The following is an 18,170-nucleotide window of genomic DNA, read 5'->3' on the forward strand; positions in this document are numbered from 1 at the left end:
ACATCTCAAGGTGGGAAAATCAGTTCACATGGGGGAAGGCAGACGGATGACTAAAGCCCCAGCGCTTCGCCGTACTTGATGGCCCCATCGGGCAGCGCGAAGCCGAACGGGGTCAGCGACTTGCCCGGCGGGTACGTCTCCTCGGTGCTGCTCGGCGCGAACCAGACGCCGCCCGACCTGGGTTCACCGGCGTTCTCCCCGGGCGCGCTCACCGCGGTGTCCCACAGTCCGTCGCGGTTGTAGTCGCCGACGGCCACCTGGGCGCCGAAGCGGTCGCCGGCCTTGGCCGTGCCGGGCATGTTCGGGGTGCTCTGGCTGCGGGCCAGGCCGCCGTGGGGGCCGTTCTCCGTACCGTTCAGGGTGACGTAGCCGCCCGCGTCCTTCACGGTGCCCACGTCCTCGCCGGGCACGCCGACCACCACTTCCGGAAGGCCGTCGCCGTTCAGGTCACCGGCGGACAGCGCGGCACCGAAGTCGTCGCCTTCCTCGGCGGCGCCGCCGACCTCCGGGCCGGCCTGGGTGACGCAGTCGTTCTCGGTGCCGAAGGACGCGGTCTTCGAGCCCTTGAGCAGCAGCACCGCGCCGCCGAGCCGGTCCTCGCAATGCGTGGTCTGCGACTCGGGGTTGGGCTGTACGAGGCCGACCGCGAGATCGTCGGTGCCGTCCCGGTCGAAGTCGGCAGCGGCGAGCGCGCTGCCGCGGTCGGTGTCGGCCCACCACTGGACGGGCTTGGCCTGACCGTCCCAGCGCGTGATGAAGGTGCCGGCGTCCTCCATGGCCTGCCAGGTGGTGGCGAGGTCGTCCCGGCCGTCACCGTCGAAGTCACCGGTGACGAGGTCGCGGGTGCTGCCGCCCATGCCGTAGCCGCGCAGGGTGGTGCCGGCCACCGGGTCGGCGGTGAGCGGGCCCGGGCGGAACCGGAGCGCGCCGCCCTCCTCGCCGTTCTCGCCGTACGCCAGGTCCGTGTCGCCGTCGCCGTCGTAGTCGCCCGTGGCGATGGTGCGTCCGATGCCGCTGAACTCGCCCGCGCCCCTGGCCACGGTGGTGCCCTTGACGTTCCACTCCGAGCCGTCCAGGACGGTGATGGTGCCCTCGTCCTTGAGCTGATCGGAGGTGAGCGACTCGCCGCTCGCGCCGACGACGAGCTCGAAGACGCCGTCGCCGTTCACGTCGACGGGCGCCACGGAGGAGCCGAAGCGGTCGCCCGCCTCGGGCGTGCCGGGTATGCCGGCCTCGGCCTGGCTGATGACGCCGGTGGACTGGCTCGGGCTCTGCGGACCGCCATAGATCACGCTGACGTAGCCGGCCTTGGCCTTGCCGTCCACCGTGGCGTCGGGCATCCCGACCGCGATGTCCGCGTATCCGTCGCCGTTGAAGTCGAACCGCGGGGTCGTGACCGCCGCGGCGCTCCCGGCCAGCGGCAGAGTCAGACCGGCGGCGGTGACTGCCGCGACGACGGCGGTGGCGGCCAGGGTACGTACACGCACGGTGGAACTCCCGTAGTGAAAGGGGGAAACGAGGCGGAAGGAACGCGAGGGGAAGGGCTTACGGGGATGTGACTCACGTGGAGTACGAAGGGTTGTACGAAGGTTGTACGAAGGTGACCGCCAGGTGAACACGACTCGCCTCGGCGCGAGTTCCACCCCGGGGCCCGCGGAGCGAAGCACCGCGCACGGACCAGATCAGCCCCTCCTTGGAGACGACTAACTGGGTGGTCGCGGGAGAGCACGAGGGCTTCCCCCTTGATGCATCACTGGCGAGTGCTTCCGGACTCAGGCCGGCCGCTTCCCGAGGAACCGGCCGATGTGACGCCGGCTTCCAACTCGTTGTCCACCATGACGCAGGCCCGCTCGGCTGCCTCGTCACCGGCCCCGATGTGGACGCCCAACCAGTCGTGCAGGTCTCGTTCATGAACGCATGTGGGCTGCTGCACTTCGACGCCCACTTCGAGAACATCCTGACCGATGGCCGACAGCTCTTCTTCGCCGACTACGGTCTCGCGATCTCCTCCCGCTTCGAGCTCGCACAGGGCGAGGCCGACTTCTTCGACCAGCACCGTACCTACGACCAGTGCTACGGCTTCCCACGTCAGTCGCGGCAGCCGCTGTCCGTTATGCACCCGTCGCCGACGTGATGGGCGACTTCTACCGCGAATTCCAGGAGGCGGGCCGGACACCTCCCCACCCGCTGGCGGCACTCCGTCGGATGGGGCAGCAGGCAGCCGACCACTGTCTGACGCGTTGACCGGCTGGAGCTTGTGTTGGGGATTACGTTACTGGGGCACCGCCGGTTACAAACGGGGTGGCGAACCGGCCGTCGGGCAACTTCCGCAGCCAGCCGCGGCCGACGCGCCTGACCAGCCTCCCCCGCAGCGGTTCCGGCCTGGCCCGCCCGCTGACATCGACGCCCGGCGCATCGCCGACCTATCGGGCCATGACCGGTCCGGCGGCCTGCCGCACGACGGCGAGGATGCGGCGGTAGTCCGGCGGGAGCCCGGTCTCCTCCACGTCCGGCGTACCGTGCGGGGCCAGCATCACCACCACCCGTCCACCCACCCGCCCGGGCACCGGTGCGGCTGAGGTGCGTTCGTCGGCGAGCTGCTCGCTCAGCCGCTCAAGAACCCGCTCGGAGACGGGCGAGTTCGTCCAACTCGGCTCGCGTCTTCGCCAGCTGCTTGGCCGGCTGCCCTTGGAGCTCGTCCAGTTCCGCGCGCCGCGCGCTGATCCGTCCGAGCAGCTCGGGACCCACAAACCGGATCGTAAAGGGCCGCCCGGCCTCAACGGGCGAGAATCAGCGAACCGTCCGGTTCTCTCAGCCGAACTACTTCGCAGACTGCCGCCCACACGGCTGTGGCGGTAGTGGTGCGCAGCCACTCCCCCACGTCCTGACCCGGGGTCGTGGGCGCAGCCAGCGCGCCAGGCCGGCCGGGGAGCGCCGGTTCAGGTCGGGGGCGGCGGTCAGCTGTGCCGGCGGGCGCGCAGGACGAGCGTGAGGTGGCGGCCGGCCTCGGCAAACAGGTGGCGCCGGTGGAAGTGGCCGCGTCGTGCATCACGAGCACCGTCGTGGAGACGTCGGCGGCCACCGGCGTTATCCGGACCACGGTGGCGGCCGGGGCCCGCCCGCATCGCCGCAGCCGCAGCCGCGGCCGCGGACGGACGTACTCAAGTGGGAAGTTGACGATGTCGATGTCCACTCCATCGGTGGCAATTGCGCTCTCTTTCCAGTCGACGCGCAACGGCGCGGTGACGCGCTCGCGCTCCGACTCCTCACGGCGGGCGGCGGCTTGGTCGCTGCGCCGCGAAGTCCAGCGGATCGGCTCGTGGGGCACCCCCCAGCGGCGCGCACGGCCTCGGCCGCCGGTGATCTCCATGACCGGCCGGCACCCGGCGTTGACGGTAGCGGCTCGTGCGCGGCCCCAGCGCCTCACCGATCGCGGCCTCGGATCACTCCAGGTGAGCTGGGATTCGCCGGACGCCCCTCTCGTCGGCGGTCTACTGTGCGGACACGCCATGCGCTGCTGTGCGGACACGCCGCGCGTCGGCGCAATCACCTCAGGAGGAATTCTGTGCCCTCGCCCTGCGACCCCCAGTACGCTCCCGTCGGCGACGTCGGCGCAGCGCTCATGATGATCGACTCTCGGCTCAAACAGGTCCACGGCGGCAAGACCGAGGTCGACCCCGACCAGCAGGCGATGATCGACCAGTACCTCGCATCCCTGGGCCGCAAGGGAGCCGACGACTTGCTGCAGGGCGCGTGCACGCTCGTCTACCTGTTCATGAAATGGCTGCGGTCGGCCTATGACAACCACGGAAAGGACGTCATCGAGTACGTGGTGCCCAACCTTGTGGCCACGATGCGCATGATGCCCAAGAGCATCCCTCCCGAGACCATCCCCACCATGATCGGCCTCGTCGTGGCCGCGGGCACCGGCTTGAGCCCCAACCTGTGGCGCGAACAGTACGGAGGCTGGACCAAGGAGGAGATGAATCCTCTGGAGGCCACCACCTTCCTGCTCGCTGAGCACATCAACCGCCTCACCGATGACCCCGACTTCGCCACCCGCATGGTCACCGAAGCTCTGTCCGACGCGGACGAAGACTGATGTGCGACGGTTGGGCCCGTTGGGCTTTCACGGATCCAACGGCCCCAACCGGAACAGGCGCAACCGGACTGGTCAGGACAGGATCGCGTCCGGCGCGAGTACAAGCTTCCCTCGCGGCCCGACGTGCTGCCCCCGACTGCGCCCGCCCGTGCCTCGTGGTCACCCACGCCCCCGAAGTAGACAAACGCGGTTGACTCTAAGAGGTCCTAACAAAGGCGTCGGACGTGTCGGTGGATGATGAGGCAGGTGGCGAGGCCGAGGAAGGCTTCGTGGATGTCGTCGCGCGTTCCCATCGGGGTGAGTGTCAAGGTTCTCAAACAGCTCGACGCAACTTGCCAACCCAGCAGTTCAGCAGGGCAGCAGCTCAGCAGCACCCTTCCCCCGGCAAAGGTGCTGCAGAAGAAGCGACTTGCCGTGCCGTGTGACTGCGCCGGGAGCGGCTCAGATGACCAAGACTCGGCGCCCGCGCGTATGACCGGCGTGGCTGTCGATGTGGGCCGCCGCCGCCTCGGCCAGCGAGTACGACTTCTCGACCGGGATGTGGAGTCGGCCCCGCGAGATCAGGTCGACGGCCTCGGCGAGCGCCGCCGGCACGCTTCCGGCCACGCCGGAGAACCGGACACCGAACTCCGGCGCACCGAGATCTGCGATGGAGACGACCCTCTCCGGACTCCCGGTCAGCTCCACCAGTTCGCGAAGCACGCCCGAACCGGCCAGATCGAGAGCCGCATCGACGTCGCCGAGCCGCCGGACCCGCTCGACCCAGCCCTCGCCGTACGTCGTGGCAACAGCGCCAAGGCTGCGCAGATACTCCTGGTTCGCGGCGCCGGCCATGCCGATGACCGTGATGCCGCGGTCGCGGGCGATCTGCAGCACTGCCGATCCGACTCCCCCGGACGCGCCGCTGACCAGGAGCGTCTGTCCGGGCCGCACACCGACCTCGCGGATGACGCGTAGCGCGGTCTCCACCACGGAGGGGTATCCGGCCGCCTCCTCGAACGTCAGCCCCTCGGGCATCTGGGCCCAGGCCGACAGCACGGCGAACTCGGCGTAGGTGCTGGAGCCCTCGCCGAACACCCGGTCACCGACCTCGACCCCTACGACTCCCTCACCGACCTCGTCCACCACCCCGGCGGCGTCCAGCCCGACCCCGGAGGGCAACTCGATCGGGTGCGCCCCCAGGACCTGGCCTTCACGAATTCTCCAGTCGACGGGATTCACGCCCGCCGCCCGCACAGCGATTCGTATCTGGCCGGAGGCCGCGTGGGGCTCCTCGGCGTCGACGAGTTGCAGAACGTCCGGACCGCCGAACTCGGCGAAGCTCACCTTCTTCATACCGCCCAACGTAACACTAACCGATAGCTTTTCATATCAACTACGATTTCATACCTGGTAGCCTGCGGGCATGACCGTGCAGTCCGGACGCCGTGAGCGCAAGAAGGCCGCGACCCGCCAGAAGATCGCCGACACCGCGCTGCGGCTCTTCTTGGAACGCGGGTACGAGGCGGTGGGCATCCGCGACGTGGCCGCCGAGGCCGACGTGGCCGTCACCACGCTCTTCTCGCACTTCGCCTCGAAAGAGGCCCTGGTGTTCGAGCAGGACGAGGACTTCGAGCAGCGCCTCACGCAGGCGGTCACCGGCCGGGCGCCGCACGAGCCGCTCATCCCCGCGCTGCGCCGCGAGATCCTGGCCCTGGTACGGCACTGCACCGCGGAGAGCGCCGCCCCGATCTGGCGCATGATCGACGCGTCTCCGGCCCTGCGGAAGTACGACGAGTCGCTCCGCCTGCGCCACGCGGACGCCTTGGCCACGGCCATCGCCGCCGATCCCGGCCTGACCCGGAGCGAAACCGCCGCCCGCACCATCGCGAGGTTCGTGATCGACGCCTACTCGCTGGCCCGCGAAGCGGCCGACCCACAGGCCGCTCTGGACGAGATCTTCCCGATGATCGAGGCGGCATGGCAGGCCACCGGCCCGTCTGCGAGCGGTGACTGAACGATCTGCTGCGGTTGCCGCGGCGCGTGCAGGGCGTGGGACCTCGCGCGCACCGACCAGTGAATCGAGCTGCCTTCGTACAAGACTGCGGCCAGGAGCCAGCATGGGAACGTGGGGAACCGGCCCGTTCGACAGCGACCTCGCCGCAGACTTCGTCGATGGACTTGAGAGGGCTTGTCTCCTCGGAAGGTCATCGATGTGATCGAACGAGCACGCGACCGCGGCTCTCGTCGCCAGCACCGTCCCGAACAGTGCCGCCACAGCAATGTCGCGGAACAACCGTCAGGGAGTCTAAGAGGGGCGCCCGGTGCACCGGGCGCCCCTTCTGGGGTCAGCGGAGGGCGCTGTGCGGTGACTTCCACCAGCAGCCGCTTGGGGTCAGGGTCCGGCTGCGGGCCGAAATGGGCGCGGCCGCGCCGTCCGGTCGGGGCCTGCCGGATGCCTAGCTGACGGGCCATCCCCGCGGGCGCGGGCGCGAGGCGGCACCGAGTCGACGGCGGTCGATCAAAGCCAGCCGTTCGCATCGTCGCGGGCTCCGCTGCCGGCAGGGTGGGCCACCGTGGTCAGGGGGCCGGGCGGGCGGTGTGGCCGCGGCCCGAGCCGGCGCGGTGGATGTCCCGGGCGTCCAGGGCGATCATGACGGTGGGAATCAGAACGTCGATGGCGAGGATGCCGCCCGTGTTTCCGGCGGCGTGGTCGCCGTTGGCGAACCATTGGTAGACGTGGCCGATCGCGGCTCCCCACAGGAACGCGGCGGCCACCAGCCCGCTCGTGAGGCGCTCGCGGGGCGACGCGGACGGGACGCGGACGCCCAGCACGGCAAGGCCGAGGTTGGCGAAGGCGATCTCGAACGGGAACGGCGAGGTGGCGAAGCCGATGGTGTCGGCCATGCCCTTCGGGACCGCCAGGAACGCGATCGTGATCCGCAGGCTTCCGATGCCAAGGGCACCGACTGCCCCCCAGCGCTGCCGGATCTCCGCCGCCGACCGGTCCGGGCCGCGGCGACGGCAGCTCAGCAGCGCTCCGAGAGCGGGTAGCTGTCTGTAAGCACTTCTTTGGGCTCCAGTGCACGGAAGAGAAGTGGCTTTAGGCGTAAGAAGTTGATCTGGCTTCACTCCGCTTAGCGATGCGCGGATCTTGGACGTTGGATAGGGTCCAGCGGGAGGTGCGGGGATGAGTTTCCGGTTGGCGGCGTACGCCGTGTGTGTCGAGGACGGGCGGGTACTGCTCGCCCGTCACGTGCCGCCGGAGGGCGGGAGTAGCTGGACTCTTCCGGGCGGCAGGGTCGAGCACGGGGAGGATCCGTTCGATGCGGTGATCCGGGAGGTCGCCGAGGAGACCGGATGCTCCGCGGTGGTGGATCGCCTGCTGGGAGTGGACTCGCGGGTGATCCCTGCGGCCTCCGCGCGTGCGGGAGTCGAGCACCAGAATGTCGGCATCTTCTACCGGGTCCGTATCACTGGCGGCCAGCTCCGGCCTGAGCCGAACGGCGAAATCGCTGAGTCGGTCTGGACTGCGTTCACCGACGTGGCCGGCCTGCGCCGGTCATCGCTGGTCGACATCGGCCTTGCCCTGGCACAGGCCCTTCCGGCAACCGGCCACGTGGCTTCTGTCCCGGTCGGCGGCCTGATCCAGCACTGAGGCGCCGCCAGCGTCTGCCTGGCCTGCTTGTCCCCGGCCGTCCACCGCGTCTATGCCTCGCAGGCCCAGGAGTCCTTCATGGAAGGGCACGTCGAGGCGTTCGACATCCTGGGTGGAGTGCCGAGCCGACACATCCGTTACGACAATCTGAAGCCGGCGGTCAACCGCATCTGCACTGGTCGCAGCCGGATTGAGTCCGAGCGGTGGGTGTCCTTCCGGGCGCACTGCGGCTTCGACGCCTTCTACTGCGTCCCTGGCGAGGAGGGGGCTCACGAGAAGGGCGGGATCGAGCATGAGGCGGCCGCTTCCGCCGCACTCATCTGGTCCCGGTCCCCGAGGTCGCCACGCTGGAGGAGCTGAACGCTCGGATCGCTGAGATCGATGCGGTCGAGGACGAGCGCATCTCACGGGCAGGCTGACCACGGTCGGCTTCAACTTTGTGGCTGAGGCGGACGAGCTGACGCCGTTGCCGTTCGAGGAGTTCGAGTGCGGCATCACCCTGACGCCGAAGGTCGACCGCAGCAGCCGGATCACCGTCCGACAGTGCCACTACTCGTGCCGGCCCGCTTCATCGGCCAGAACGTGCGCGTGCGGCTGCGGGGCAACGAGCTGCTGGTCTTCGAACGACGGGAGATCGTCGCCCGCCATCCGAGGCTGACCCGCCGGGGCGACTTCCGCGACGAACTCGACCACTACCTGGAGATCCTGCCGACCATGCCCGGGGCGATGGCCGGCTCGACCGCGCTGGTCACCGCCCGCCAGAACGGTCCGTTTACCGAAGTCCACGAAGCGTTCTGGGCCGCAGCCCGCACCGCCCATGGGGACGCCGCCGGGACACGGGCACTGATCGAGGTCCTGCTGCTGCACCGCCGGATGCCTGCTGCCGTCGTCGAGCAGGGCATGGCCGCCGCGATCCGGGCGGGCGCCACCAGCGCGGACGTGGTCGCCGTCGAGGCACGCAGGGCCGCCGCGCTGGCACCGCCCCCGGCCGAGGACCCGGACGACGAGGGTGATCCGCCGCCCTGGGCCGAGCCCAGCGGCGTGGTCTCGCTGACGGCCCGCCGGGCCCAGCTGCCCGAGGACAAACGGCCGCTGCCGGACGTCGCTCACTACGACCAGTTGCTGACACGCCAACCGAAAGGCACCGCATGAGCCCGAACGAGACCACGCCCGCCCAAATCCCCTCGCCCCGACGCGACATGGGCCCGGAGGAGGCCGTGGACACGGCCATCGACGAGGCATGCCGGGCCCTGCACCTGCCGACGATCCGCCGCCGGGTCCAGGAAACGGCCGGTGCCGCGATGCGCCAGCGGTCCAGTTACAAGGACTTTCTCGCCGACCTGCTGGAGGCCGAGTGCGCCGAACGCGAAGAGCGGCGCGAGCAGCGGCTGGTCCGGGACGCCAACTTCCCCCGGGCCGAGCGCCTGGAGGACTTCGACTTCACCGAGAATCCCAACGTCACACCGGAGCTGGTCGGCACCCTGTCGGATCCGGCCTGGGTCAAAGCGGGACAGCCGCTCTGCCTGATCGGCGACTCCGGCACTGGCAAGTCGCACCTGCTGATTGGGATTGGCACGGCCATGGGCGAGGCCGGGCTTCGAGTCCGCTACACGACCACGGTCAACCTGGTCAACGAGCTCGCCGAGGCCGCGGACGAGAAGAAGCTGACCCGCACTATCGCCGCTACGGCCGTGTTGACCTGCTCTGTCTGGACGAGTTCGGCTACCTGGACCTGGACAAGGCCGGGCCAAGCTGCTGTTGCAGATCTTCACCGAGCGGGAGGAACGGCGGGTCATCGCGATCGCGTCGAATGCTCCGTTCTCGGAGTGGAAGCAGACCTTCACCGATCCCCGTCTCTGCACGGCGATCGTCGACCGGGTCACCTTCAACGCGCACATCGTCGAGACCGGAACCCAGTCCTACCGGTTCGCCCAGACCCAGCGGAAACGCCGCCGCTGACCTGTACCGACAACTGCGGCCGGCCTCCCTGCCGGGAGACCGGCCGCAGCCATTTCCGGGCCCGGTCGTCAAGTCCCAGTGCCGACCGCGCGCCCTCGTCCGTTCTCGTCCAGCCGACGCGGCCACCGGGAGGTCCGCGACCTGAGTCGAGTCGGGTCGGCAACCCTCCACGCACCTGTCGGGGGCGCGCTGGTGGAGGTCCACCGGGGCTCCAGAACTACCCTCAACACCCCCCACCCCGGCCCGCGGAACCACCCGATCGAAACCCCCCACCCCGGCCCGCGGAACCACCCGATCGAAGTGGGGCCAAATCACCTTGCTACAGGAGCGTGAATCACACCAATACACGCCCCCTCCGGCAGGCCAGTGGAGCCAAAAGAACTCCGTGCACTGGAGCCCAAATAGGTGCTTACAAACAGGTACCAGCATGAAGACAAGCGGGAACGTGGTCTCAACCGCGCTGCTGACACCCGCGCAGCCACGGCGCGCAGCCACGCCCCGGCAACCGAACGGCACACCGGAACCGGATCGAGCGGGCCGGCGTGAACAAGGAGAAGTTGAATTCCGGTGACCTGCTGCTCGACCAGGAGCGGCACAACCCCGATGTCCGGCCATCGGATCTCGCCCGCCCCGGCGCACCACCATACGGACGACCTGCGGCTTGGACTCGGCTGCGGCTTCGGCCGCGGCTGCGAGCCGCCGCCGTTCGAGAAACACATGCCCGCCCCAGCTCCTCTGACGGGCGTCTGTCACCATGCTGCTTCACGGTGTTACTCAGATGAGGGTGGGGCGTGCCGAGCGTGTATGCGCTGGAGTACCGAATCGAACGGCCGCCGTTCCGGGTCCGAGGCGGCACCCTCAGAAGAACGTAGAGCGAGGACCTCATGCCACAGCGCGCAGCGACCATCGTCGGCGGCGGGATCGGTGGTCTGGCCGCGGCCATCGCCCTGCAACGGCGTGGGTGGCACGTCGAAGTCCTGGAAAAGGCGCCGGAATTCACCGAGGTCGGCGCCGGCATCTCCCTGTGGCCCAATGCGCTGTGCGCACTCGACGCGCTCGGACTGGCCGACACCGTACGATCCCTCGGTGCCGAGGAGGCCACCGGCGGCGTGCGGGACCGCAAGGGCCGCTGGCTTTCTCGTACGGACAATGCGGAGCTGGCCCGACGCTTCCGTTACCCGCTGGTGGTCCTGCATCGGGCAGAGCTGCTGCGGGCGCTTCGGGAGGCTCTGCCCTCCCGGAGTCTGAAGCCGGGCAGCGAGGTGTCGGGGGTCCGCGAAGAGGGTGGCCGCCTGGTCGTCGACCATCGCAGCGGCGAGTCCCGGGCCGACCTCGTGGTCGCCGCTGACGGGCTGCGCAGTGCGCTCCGCCGGGCCCTTTGGCCTGCCGCCCCCGCACCGCGTTACGCCGGATACACCGCCTGGCGCGCGGTGACGGAGCCCCTCGCCGAGCCGCCTTCTGCGGGCGCGGTGTCTTGGGGGCGCGGGGAGAGGATCGGTTTCACGGCGCTGCCGGGCGATCGTATGTACTGCTTCGCCACGGCCACGCTGCCCGAGGCAGCGGCCTTGGGCACCTCCGACCACGCGGAACTGCTGCGCCGTTTCGGAGGTTGGCCTGATCCGGTCCCCGCCTTGTTGGCCGCCGTCCCTGCCGACGCGGTACTGCGACACGATCTGTACGACCTGCCGCCGCTGTCCACCTTCGTCCGCGGTCGGGTCGCGCTGCTGGGCGACGCGGCACACGCCATGACACCCAACCTGGGCCAGGGAGCGTGCCAGGCGCTGGAGGATGCCGTCACCCTCGCCCACTGTCTCGACGCCACGGCCGATACGGACGCGGCGCTTCGCTCGTACGACCGACTGCGCCGCCCCCGGACCCAGGCCATCACGCGTCGCTCCGCCCGTCTGGGCACGGTTGGCCAGCTGGCCTGGCCACCCGCCGCGCTGCTCCGCGACACGGCCGCGCGCCTGGTCCCGGCGCGGGCCACTCTGCGTTCCATGGCGCCGGTGTTCGGCTGGAGCCCACCTGGCGGCCATGGCCCCTCCACGGCTGGAAAGAGTCGCTGATGCCCGATTGGACTTACCACCCGCTGCGCGGTGCCGCGGCTGCCGTACTCGGTCGGCGTCGCTCCCAGCTGACCGCGCTGCGGTTGCTGGCCTCCATCGGTTCCCGCCCCGGCGGCGCGCGGCTGATCGCGCGAGGCTTCGGACACCGCCATCCTCCCGAGCGGCTCGCCGGAAAGGTCGCCGACGTGCCCGTGGCCGTGCGCCTGGGCATATCCGTTACGCCCGCGCTCGCCCATGACGTGATACGCGCCATGCCGCCGCTGGGGGCCGGGTTCGTCGAGGTGGGGCCCGTGTCGGCGGCCGACGTCCAGGCCGTGCGCGAGGCCGCCGCCCACCGCTCCATCCCCGTGGTGGTACGTGCCCTTGACAGGGACGTCGAGGCTGCCCTGGATTCCCACGTCGACGGGTTCACCGGTGACGACGACGCGCACCTCGTGCGGGTGTGCGACCCGTCGGTCACTGCGGCGGCGACCGTACTGGCGGAGCCGGGCGCCGCGGTGCTCGCCCGCCCCGAGGTGCTCGTCGCGGCTGGACCCGGCTGGTTCGCACGCGTCACCGAGGCGGCCACACCCACCACGCCCGCCCCACGGTTGCGGGACGTCGGCCGCAGCCCCCGGCGCTGGCCCGCCTGGTGGTGGGGAATGCTCGTCGGACTCGGCATGACCGGCGCGGGGTTGGGCGCCGCCGTCATCACACTCGGGCCCGTGCTGCTCTGGTACGACCGTGACTACCTCGGGATGACGGTGCACGAACTGCACGCCGCCAACCACCATCTCGTGCACTTCCTTCAGCATGACCGCATCACGATGGCGGGCACGATGGTGGCCATCGGCGCCCTCTACACCGGCCTCGCCCTGGGTGGCATCAGACGCGGTCGGCCATGGGCCCGCGAGGCGTACCTGCTCTCCGGGGCGATCGGCTTCCCCACCCTGCTGTACTTTCTGGCCACCGGGTTCGTGGAACCCCTGCACGCGGCCACCAGCGTCGTACTGTTCCCGATGTACGTGGCGGCGGTCCGCCGCGCCCCGCACCGACCGAGGTGGCGTCCGGTGCCCGAGGGGCCGGAGCCGGAGCGTCGAAGGGCGCTGGTCGGGCAGCTGCTGATGATCGTCACCGGGGCGGGTCTGTTCGTCGGTGGAGCGGTGATCTCTGTGGTCGGCCTGACCGGCGTTTTCGTGCCGTCCGACCTGACCTTCATGGGAATCAGCACCGCGTCGTTGGACGGCGTGAACCCCCGCCTGGTCCCCTTCATCGCGCACGACCGCGCAGGCTTCGGCGGCGCGTTGATGTCGGCCGCGGTGGCCATTGTGCTGCTCAGCGCTTGGGGCTGGCGGCGGGGCGAGGCCTGGGTTTTCTGGACGCTGGCCGCGGCCGCCGCCGCGGGCTTCCTGCCCGCCGTCGTCGTGCACGGCGCGATCCACTACACGGACTTCATCCACCTGGCGCCGGTCTACTTCGGCATCGCCCTGACGGGGACGGCTCTCCTGCTGGCACGCCCGTACCTCTGCGCCGAGGCGCGGTGACGCCGAGGCGGAACGGCGAGCGGCTGGACGAGCTCTGTCGTGAGATCTCGCGGATCGCCGAACCGGTGCTCTCCAGGGCCGAGAGCGCGCACGACGAGATCAGGACTTTCAACGCGAGGACGAGACACGCCTGACGTGGTCGAATCGGGGGGCGGTACGCGTTCTTCCGCCCGGCCGAGGCCGGGCGCCGGGCGTTGCGGGGAACCGGCCGTTGCGGGGAACCGGCCGTCGATGCCGATGAGAACGGGCTATAGGTCTTGCGCGGATGGCCGTACCGGATGCGGTCCGGAGAACCGTTCGCGGCGCGTCGCGGTACTTCGGGCTGCGGCTGGTGGGCCGACCACATGGGACAAGAATCGGACAAGAGTCGGACAGGAAAGAGTGGCCAGCACCGGCATGGACCATGCCGAAGCAGGGCGGGCAGTGGAGAGCGCGTTCGACGGCCGATTCACGAGCTGGGTCATCCAGGTCATCCCTGAACGGGCATTGTCCGACTCCGTCGGTGAGGACCTCGCCGTTGGCCTCACCGGCCACGCCGCCCCCTACCGCGATCACCGCGAGAGGGCAGCTGTGGAGGATCTCCATGACCGTCACTGACAGCCTTTCGGTCTGGCTGCGCGTGCGTCGTGAGGCCGACTGGCGACACGCACCAGTCCTACGGCAGGTTCCGCCTTCGCGCGACGGCTTCCAGGCCTGGTGCGAAGGGCCCGTGCGCCGGCGCGACCCTGTTCGCGCCGAGCGTCTGCTTGCTGCGCATGCCTTGGCCCGAGCCGATGCCGCACGCCGCGCCCCGCTGGACTTCGCCCTGCTGGCCGGCTGGCAGCGCGAGGTCCTCGGCGAAACAGAGGCACCGTTTCGCGTGACCGATGCCTATGCGAAGGCCGGCCGCGAGCGTTACGGCCTGACCTCGCGTACTCAGGCCGACTTCGCTTCTTGCCTGCGCGAGGCGACCGACCCGAACACCCCGCCGGCGGCCCGCGCGGCCCGCGCCTGTCTCGACGTGGCGTTCTTCCACCCCTTCACGGACGGCAACGCCCGCGCTGCCCTGTTGACCTTGGTCCACGTCCTGGCCCGGGAGGACATCGTCCTTTTTGAGGTCGGCCCCCTCCAGACCACTCGATACGCGGATGATCCGGCGGGCGCCGCCGACCTTGCCACTCTCATCGGCGTGCTCAACCGCGCCGGAACTGCAGCGATCGGGCAAGGGCACTGACGGCTTCCGCCAGCCTTCACCGTTCGGCTTCGCAGGAAGCCGGCCGGGAAGAGCGTGGGCGGGGTCCATCCGGTGGCGTCACCGCCGGTCCACGAAGGCGTCGCCTTCCACGGGCAGCGCGGTCAGCACGGACAGCACGGACAGCACGCACTGGCCCGGCGGTGGTTCTGTTGGCCGGGGTCATGAACGGGCGGCCGCCGATGCTCAGTTGGCGGACCCCTCTGGTTGTGGCGCGGTGTAATCCTCTGCCGGAGCGGCTGCGGTGCAGAAGACCGATGAACTCTGTTTGGTGCGTTCAATCCGGCCCTCGGCGACCAGGGCCTCTACCGTGGTGCGTACGACGTTGGCCTTGATGTTGCGATCGGGGTGGGCCTGGGCGAGCGCGGTGGTGATCGCGGCGGCGGAGCGCGGTTCGCAGCAACAGTGACCTTTCGTCAGTACAGGCGGATCCCGGGCCGCGGAGCAGGCACGCGACTGCGTACTCACCGCAGGCGCACCTCAGGCGCGCTCCAGGCGCGCTCTGTGACCGCCCCAGATCGCCGGCTCGCCTTGCTCGCTACGGCAGTGACCCCTGCGCGGTGGTGAAGCGTACGCGCTGATGGCCCCGGCGGGGACGGGGTGGGCCTCTATGCCCCGAATTATGCGGTTGAGCAGGAGCAGTTGGTGGGCACCGGACTGAGAGGCGTGTGAGGGACGAAGCAGCTTGCCGCTGACTGGCCGCAGTTGGCGGTCAGCCCGGGTGCGTAACAGTCCCGTCGGGGTTACAGCGACGGGCCCGGCGGGGAATGCCACCGGCCTTACCGAGCGGGAGCGCAACGGCTGACGGACATTTCGGTGCCGGGGAGGCTGAGCCCCCCAGCAGCTTCAGCCAACATGCTTGCCTGGGGTGAGGATCTCCTCCAGCGCTGTCAGCACCGCCCCGTGGGCCACAGCCCGCATGGCGGCGTCCCTCGCCCCCTCCGGATCTGCGGACCGCAGTTCCTCGCTCCGTGTTCGCCACGTCCGCTTCTCTTGCCGGGCGCAGTCCCTCGCCCGCTGGATGCGTCGCAACAGTTCGTCTGAGTCCACAACCTCGGCCATGGCATCTCCCTACCCCTGACGACCCGCTCCGACGCCGCTCCTTACAGGTGACGAAGCGGGAACTTGCCATCGGCTCGGCCAGAACATTCGCTCATCGCAACGGACTCGGCGCCCCGGCACTCCTCGCCGAGCGGGCGGAGGCGGAGCGCGGGGACGGGTACCGGCTGACGGGCCCTGGGGGCTGTCCTGGCCTTCGCATGCCCTTCTGGTCTCGCGCGCGGTCCCGACCAGTCGGATGCCTGGGCGTCGGCGGCCGGTCACCTGACGGTTCCCGGCCTCGTCTCCGCCGTCATCGCGAGCCGGCCCGCCTGTCCCGAGGTCTCGGATCGCCGTTCCGGCAGGGCCTGACCGACGGGCCCAGCTCTTTGCTCTTCAGTCTTTGTACCTGCGGGTGCGACCTGGATGAGTCGCCGGGGCCGTGCGTCCTGCGCGACCGGGGGCGACGACGGCTGCGTCAGGCTGCTGCGCCGGTGCGTGTGGCCTGGCCATCCCGCACGGCGGCGACCCGCAGACCCCACACCCTCGTACCCCCACACCCTCGTACTCCCATACCCCCGTACCCTCGCGCCTGCGGGGCTCGCGCCCGCTCTCCAGCGGGCCGGCCCGCTTCGCCGACACATCAGCAGTGGCCTGTGAAAGGTCCCTCAACGCTGATCGTCCCCGCTGGCCGGAGGACTACTTCCCGCGGTTGAGGCCGGGTTCGATGTCGTTCTCACGGCGGACCTCTGCGGGTCGTCATCGCTGGTGACGACCCCCAGACGCCCGCCGCCTAGCGTGTTCCGGGTGATCGGGAACGCCCGGTGGCGGCGCCGCGTTCAGCGGGTCGGCGGCAGCCCTGGGCGCGGCGGTGGCCCGCCTTCCGGTCGCTTCCTTCACGTCGACGCGGAGACCACACATGGCTGGATTTGGCATGCCCAGAACACCCCTAGGTGTGGCCGCGCCGGTGGCGTCAACCCTGCTTCTCGGCCTGTGGGGAATCACCCGCGAGAACAGCATGTGGCGTGACGAGGCAGCGACGTGGCAGGTGGCCCACAGGACCGTCCCCGAGATCTGGCACCTGCTGGACCGGGTGGATGTCGTCCACGGCCTCTATTACCTGTTCATGCACGGCGTCTTCACCGTCTTCGGAGACAGCCTCCTCGCGCTGCGGCTGCCCTCCGTCCTCGCGATGACCGGCGCGGCGGCGCTGGTCGCCCTGCTGGGCACCCGGCTGGCCGGCCGGTGGGCGGGGCAGGCCGCGGGCCTCGCCTTCGCCCTCATCCCCGCGGTCCAGCGGTACGCGCAGGAGGGACGGTCGTACGCGCTGGTCACAGCCTGCGTGGCACTGGCCTGCTGGCTGCTCGTCGCGGCGCTCGACAGTCCGAGTGCGGGCCGCTGGACGGCCTACGGCACGGCGCTGCTCGTGGCCGCGCTGCTCAACTGGTTCTCGCTCCTCGCGCTGTGCGCGCACGCGGTGACGATCGCCCTCATCCGCCCACCCCGCGCCAGCGTCCTCCGGTGGACGGCCGCCGCGTCCGCCGCCGTCACCGGCGCGCTGCCCCTCGTACTGGCGAGCAAGGCACAGTCGGAGCAGATCTCCTGGATACCCCCCGTCAGCCGCAGCACACTGCTCGGGCTTTCGCTGACGCTGCTCGCGGGCGCACTCTGCGCCTGGCCCTCGCTGCGCGGACCCCACGTGCCCAGGAGCACACGGTTCCCGCTCGCCGCGCTCGCCCTGCCGCTGCTCACGCTCCCTCCCCTTCTGCTGCTCACCGCCTCCCTGGCCCGCCCCGTCTACCTGGACCGCTACGTCCTCTTCTCCCACCTCGGGCTCGCCCTGCTCGTCGGCGCGGCATGCCAGGCACTGGCGTTGCGCCTGCGCACACACATACCGCCCGGCCGAACAACCGCCGTGCTCCTCACTCTCGCCCTTCTCGGACTGCTGCCCTTCCATCTGTCACTGCGCGGTGCGGCCGGCCGGATCGACGACGTTCTGTCCACGGCCGAGAACGTCACCACTGTCCGTCGAGCAGGGGACGTGGTGCTGTTCATCCCTGCGGCACGTCGCGACACGGCCCTCGTCACACCGACTGCCTTCACCGGCACAAAAGACGCGGCGCTGCTTCAACGCCCCGTGGAACACGGCACCTTGAACGGAGAGGAAGCAACTCCCGACCGGATAACGGAAGTCCTCCTCGCGGCGCGCCGCGTAGTGGTCGTCAGTGACGCGGGCGCGGCCTCCGCCGCCACGCCCCGCGACCGGGCCAAACTGCGCACCCTGGGAGCACACTTCGTCCGCTGCGCCGAGATCAGCGAACGGGGGCGCAAGGTGACGGTCTACCAGCACCGCGACACCCTCTGTGTCCCCGGGGACGTGGCGGCAACGTCACGTCAGCCGGTGCCGTAGGCAGGCAAGGGTGGCCGACTGCGCGGTGTCTCATGGCGGACGGACAAGCGCTGACCGCCCACCGCTGCTCCTACCTACCTACCTGCCTGGCCAGGCCAGGCCCGCGTGATGGTCAAGCACCAGGCACCTTAATCCACGGGCTTTTACGTGATCACGGGAGGAAATCCCGCAGGTGCTGCTGCAGGGCTGATTGCCTGAGTCACC

The 18,170-nt window shown here is 70.1% G+C and carries 20 protein-coding genes and 1 pseudogene; 14 read left to right on the forward strand and 7 right to left on the reverse strand.

What is annotated here, in order from left to right:
* Window positions 1–50: 50 nt before the first annotated feature.
* Window positions 51–1,487 carry an FG-GAP repeat protein gene (locus tag ACOBQB_RS00955; RefSeq protein WP_423587978.1) on the reverse strand — a complete coding sequence of 479 codons (1,437 nt, stop codon included), beginning with the start codon at window positions 1,485–1,487 and terminating at the stop codon, window positions 51–53.
* A gap of 422 nt (window positions 1,488–1,909) precedes the next feature.
* Here ACOBQB_RS00955 and ACOBQB_RS00960 point away from each other — a divergent pair, with 422 nt between their 5' ends.
* Window positions 1,910–2,134: a hypothetical protein gene (locus ACOBQB_RS00960; protein WP_423587979.1), complete on the forward strand. Its 225-nt coding sequence runs from the start codon at window positions 1,910–1,912 to the stop codon at window positions 2,132–2,134.
* Window positions 2,135–2,613: 479 nt separating this feature from the next.
* Here the strand turns inward: ACOBQB_RS00960 and ACOBQB_RS00965 are convergent, their stop codons facing one another.
* Both ACOBQB_RS00965 and ACOBQB_RS00970 read right to left on the reverse strand, forming a co-directional pair.
* On the reverse strand, window positions 2,614–2,748 hold the full coding sequence (locus ACOBQB_RS00965; protein ID WP_423587980.1) for a hypothetical protein: 135 nt from the start codon (window positions 2,746–2,748) through the stop codon (window positions 2,614–2,616).
* Between the two features lie 28 nt (window positions 2,749–2,776).
* Complete coding sequence (locus ACOBQB_RS00970) at window positions 2,777–3,370, reverse strand: hypothetical protein (protein WP_423587981.1); 594 nt, start codon at window positions 3,368–3,370, stop codon at window positions 2,777–2,779.
* A gap of 195 nt (window positions 3,371–3,565) precedes the next feature.
* Between ACOBQB_RS00970 and ACOBQB_RS00975 the strand changes: the two genes are divergently transcribed.
* Entirely contained in the window at window positions 3,566–4,102 is a 537-nt protein-coding gene (locus tag ACOBQB_RS00975; RefSeq protein WP_423587982.1) for a hypothetical protein, read from the forward strand.
* Window positions 4,103–4,543: 441 nt separating this feature from the next.
* Here the strand turns inward: ACOBQB_RS00975 and ACOBQB_RS00980 are convergent, their stop codons facing one another.
* Window positions 4,544–5,437: an NADP-dependent oxidoreductase gene (locus ACOBQB_RS00980; protein ID WP_423587983.1), complete on the reverse strand. Its 894-nt coding sequence runs from the start codon at window positions 5,435–5,437 to the stop codon at window positions 4,544–4,546.
* A 70-nt stretch (window positions 5,438–5,507) separates the two neighbouring features.
* On the opposite strand from ACOBQB_RS00980, the gene ACOBQB_RS00985 reads away from it, so the two are divergent.
* Window positions 5,508–6,098 carry a TetR/AcrR family transcriptional regulator gene (locus ACOBQB_RS00985; RefSeq protein WP_423587985.1) on the forward strand — a complete coding sequence of 197 codons (591 nt, stop codon included), beginning with the start codon at window positions 5,508–5,510 and terminating at the stop codon, window positions 6,096–6,098.
* A 103-nt stretch (window positions 6,099–6,201) separates the two neighbouring features.
* Complete coding sequence (locus tag ACOBQB_RS00990) at window positions 6,202–6,300, forward strand: DUF4259 domain-containing protein (RefSeq protein ID WP_423587987.1); 99 nt, start codon at window positions 6,202–6,204, stop codon at window positions 6,298–6,300.
* A gap of 361 nt (window positions 6,301–6,661) precedes the next feature.
* Here the strand turns inward: ACOBQB_RS00990 and ACOBQB_RS00995 are convergent, their stop codons facing one another.
* Window positions 6,662–7,213: a DUF6790 family protein gene (locus ACOBQB_RS00995; protein WP_423587989.1), complete on the reverse strand. Its 552-nt coding sequence runs from the start codon at window positions 7,211–7,213 to the stop codon at window positions 6,662–6,664.
* Window positions 7,214–7,271: 58 nt separating this feature from the next.
* Between ACOBQB_RS00995 and ACOBQB_RS01000 the strand changes: the two genes are divergently transcribed.
* The 9 genes and pseudogenes from ACOBQB_RS01000 to ACOBQB_RS01040 all read left to right on the forward strand — a co-directional run bounded on the left by ACOBQB_RS01000 (window position 7,272) and on the right by ACOBQB_RS01040 (window position 14,500).
* A complete protein-coding gene (locus ACOBQB_RS01000; RefSeq protein WP_423587991.1) occupies window positions 7,272–7,739 on the forward strand; it encodes an NUDIX hydrolase in 468 nt (155 codons plus the stop codon).
* A gap of 27 nt (window positions 7,740–7,766) precedes the next feature.
* Entirely contained in the window at window positions 7,767–8,099 is a 333-nt protein-coding gene (locus ACOBQB_RS01005; protein ID WP_423587993.1) for a hypothetical protein, read from the forward strand.
* Window positions 8,100–8,282: 183 nt separating this feature from the next.
* Window positions 8,283–8,891: a Mu transposase domain-containing protein gene (locus ACOBQB_RS01010; protein WP_423587994.1), complete on the forward strand. Its 609-nt coding sequence runs from the start codon at window positions 8,283–8,285 to the stop codon at window positions 8,889–8,891.
* A 47-nt stretch (window positions 8,892–8,938) separates the two neighbouring features.
* Window positions 8,939–9,367, forward strand: a pseudogene (locus tag ACOBQB_RS01015) (ATP-binding protein); the annotation flags it as partial.
* A 130-nt stretch (window positions 9,368–9,497) separates the two neighbouring features.
* Window positions 9,498–9,698 carry an ATP-binding protein gene (locus ACOBQB_RS01020; protein ID WP_423587996.1) on the forward strand — a complete coding sequence of 67 codons (201 nt, stop codon included), beginning with the start codon at window positions 9,498–9,500 and terminating at the stop codon, window positions 9,696–9,698.
* 884 nt (window positions 9,699–10,582) lie between these two features.
* A complete protein-coding gene (locus tag ACOBQB_RS01025) occupies window positions 10,583–11,764 on the forward strand; it encodes an FAD-dependent monooxygenase (protein WP_423587998.1) in 1,182 nt (393 codons plus the stop codon).
* Entirely contained in the window at window positions 11,764–13,287 is a 1,524-nt protein-coding gene (locus tag ACOBQB_RS01030) for a hypothetical protein (RefSeq protein ID WP_423588000.1), read from the forward strand. Before ACOBQB_RS01025 ends, ACOBQB_RS01030 begins: the two co-directional genes overlap by 1 nt.
* 381 nt (window positions 13,288–13,668) lie before the next feature.
* Window positions 13,669–13,884, forward strand: coding sequence for a hypothetical protein (locus tag ACOBQB_RS01035; protein WP_423588002.1), 216 nt, complete (start codon window positions 13,669–13,671; stop codon window positions 13,882–13,884).
* The gene (locus ACOBQB_RS01040) at window positions 13,871–14,500 is read left to right on the forward strand and encodes a Fic family protein (protein WP_423588004.1); all 630 of its coding nucleotides are present in this window, start codon (window positions 13,871–13,873) and stop codon (window positions 14,498–14,500) included. The genes ACOBQB_RS01035 and ACOBQB_RS01040 overlap by 14 nt, the downstream gene beginning before the upstream one ends.
* A gap of 204 nt (window positions 14,501–14,704) precedes the next feature.
* Here the strand turns inward: ACOBQB_RS01040 and ACOBQB_RS01045 are convergent, their stop codons facing one another.
* Both ACOBQB_RS01045 and ACOBQB_RS01050 read right to left on the reverse strand, forming a co-directional pair.
* Window positions 14,705–14,986 (reverse strand): hypothetical protein, encoded by a 282-nt coding sequence (locus tag ACOBQB_RS01045; protein WP_423588006.1) that lies wholly within the window; start codon window positions 14,984–14,986, stop codon window positions 14,705–14,707.
* Window positions 14,987–15,364: 378 nt separating this feature from the next.
* Entirely contained in the window at window positions 15,365–15,580 is a 216-nt protein-coding gene (locus ACOBQB_RS01050; protein ID WP_423588008.1) for a hypothetical protein, read from the reverse strand.
* A 943-nt stretch (window positions 15,581–16,523) separates the two neighbouring features.
* On the opposite strand from ACOBQB_RS01050, the gene ACOBQB_RS01055 reads away from it, so the two are divergent.
* Entirely contained in the window at window positions 16,524–17,966 is a 1,443-nt protein-coding gene (locus ACOBQB_RS01055; RefSeq protein WP_423588010.1) for a glycosyltransferase family 39 protein, read from the forward strand.
* Window positions 17,967–18,170: the final 204 nt, after the last annotated feature.

The sequence above is a fragment of the Streptomyces sp. G5(2025) genome (assembly GCF_049542075.1).
GTDB lineage: Bacteria > Actinomycetota > Actinomycetes > Streptomycetales > Streptomycetaceae > Streptomyces.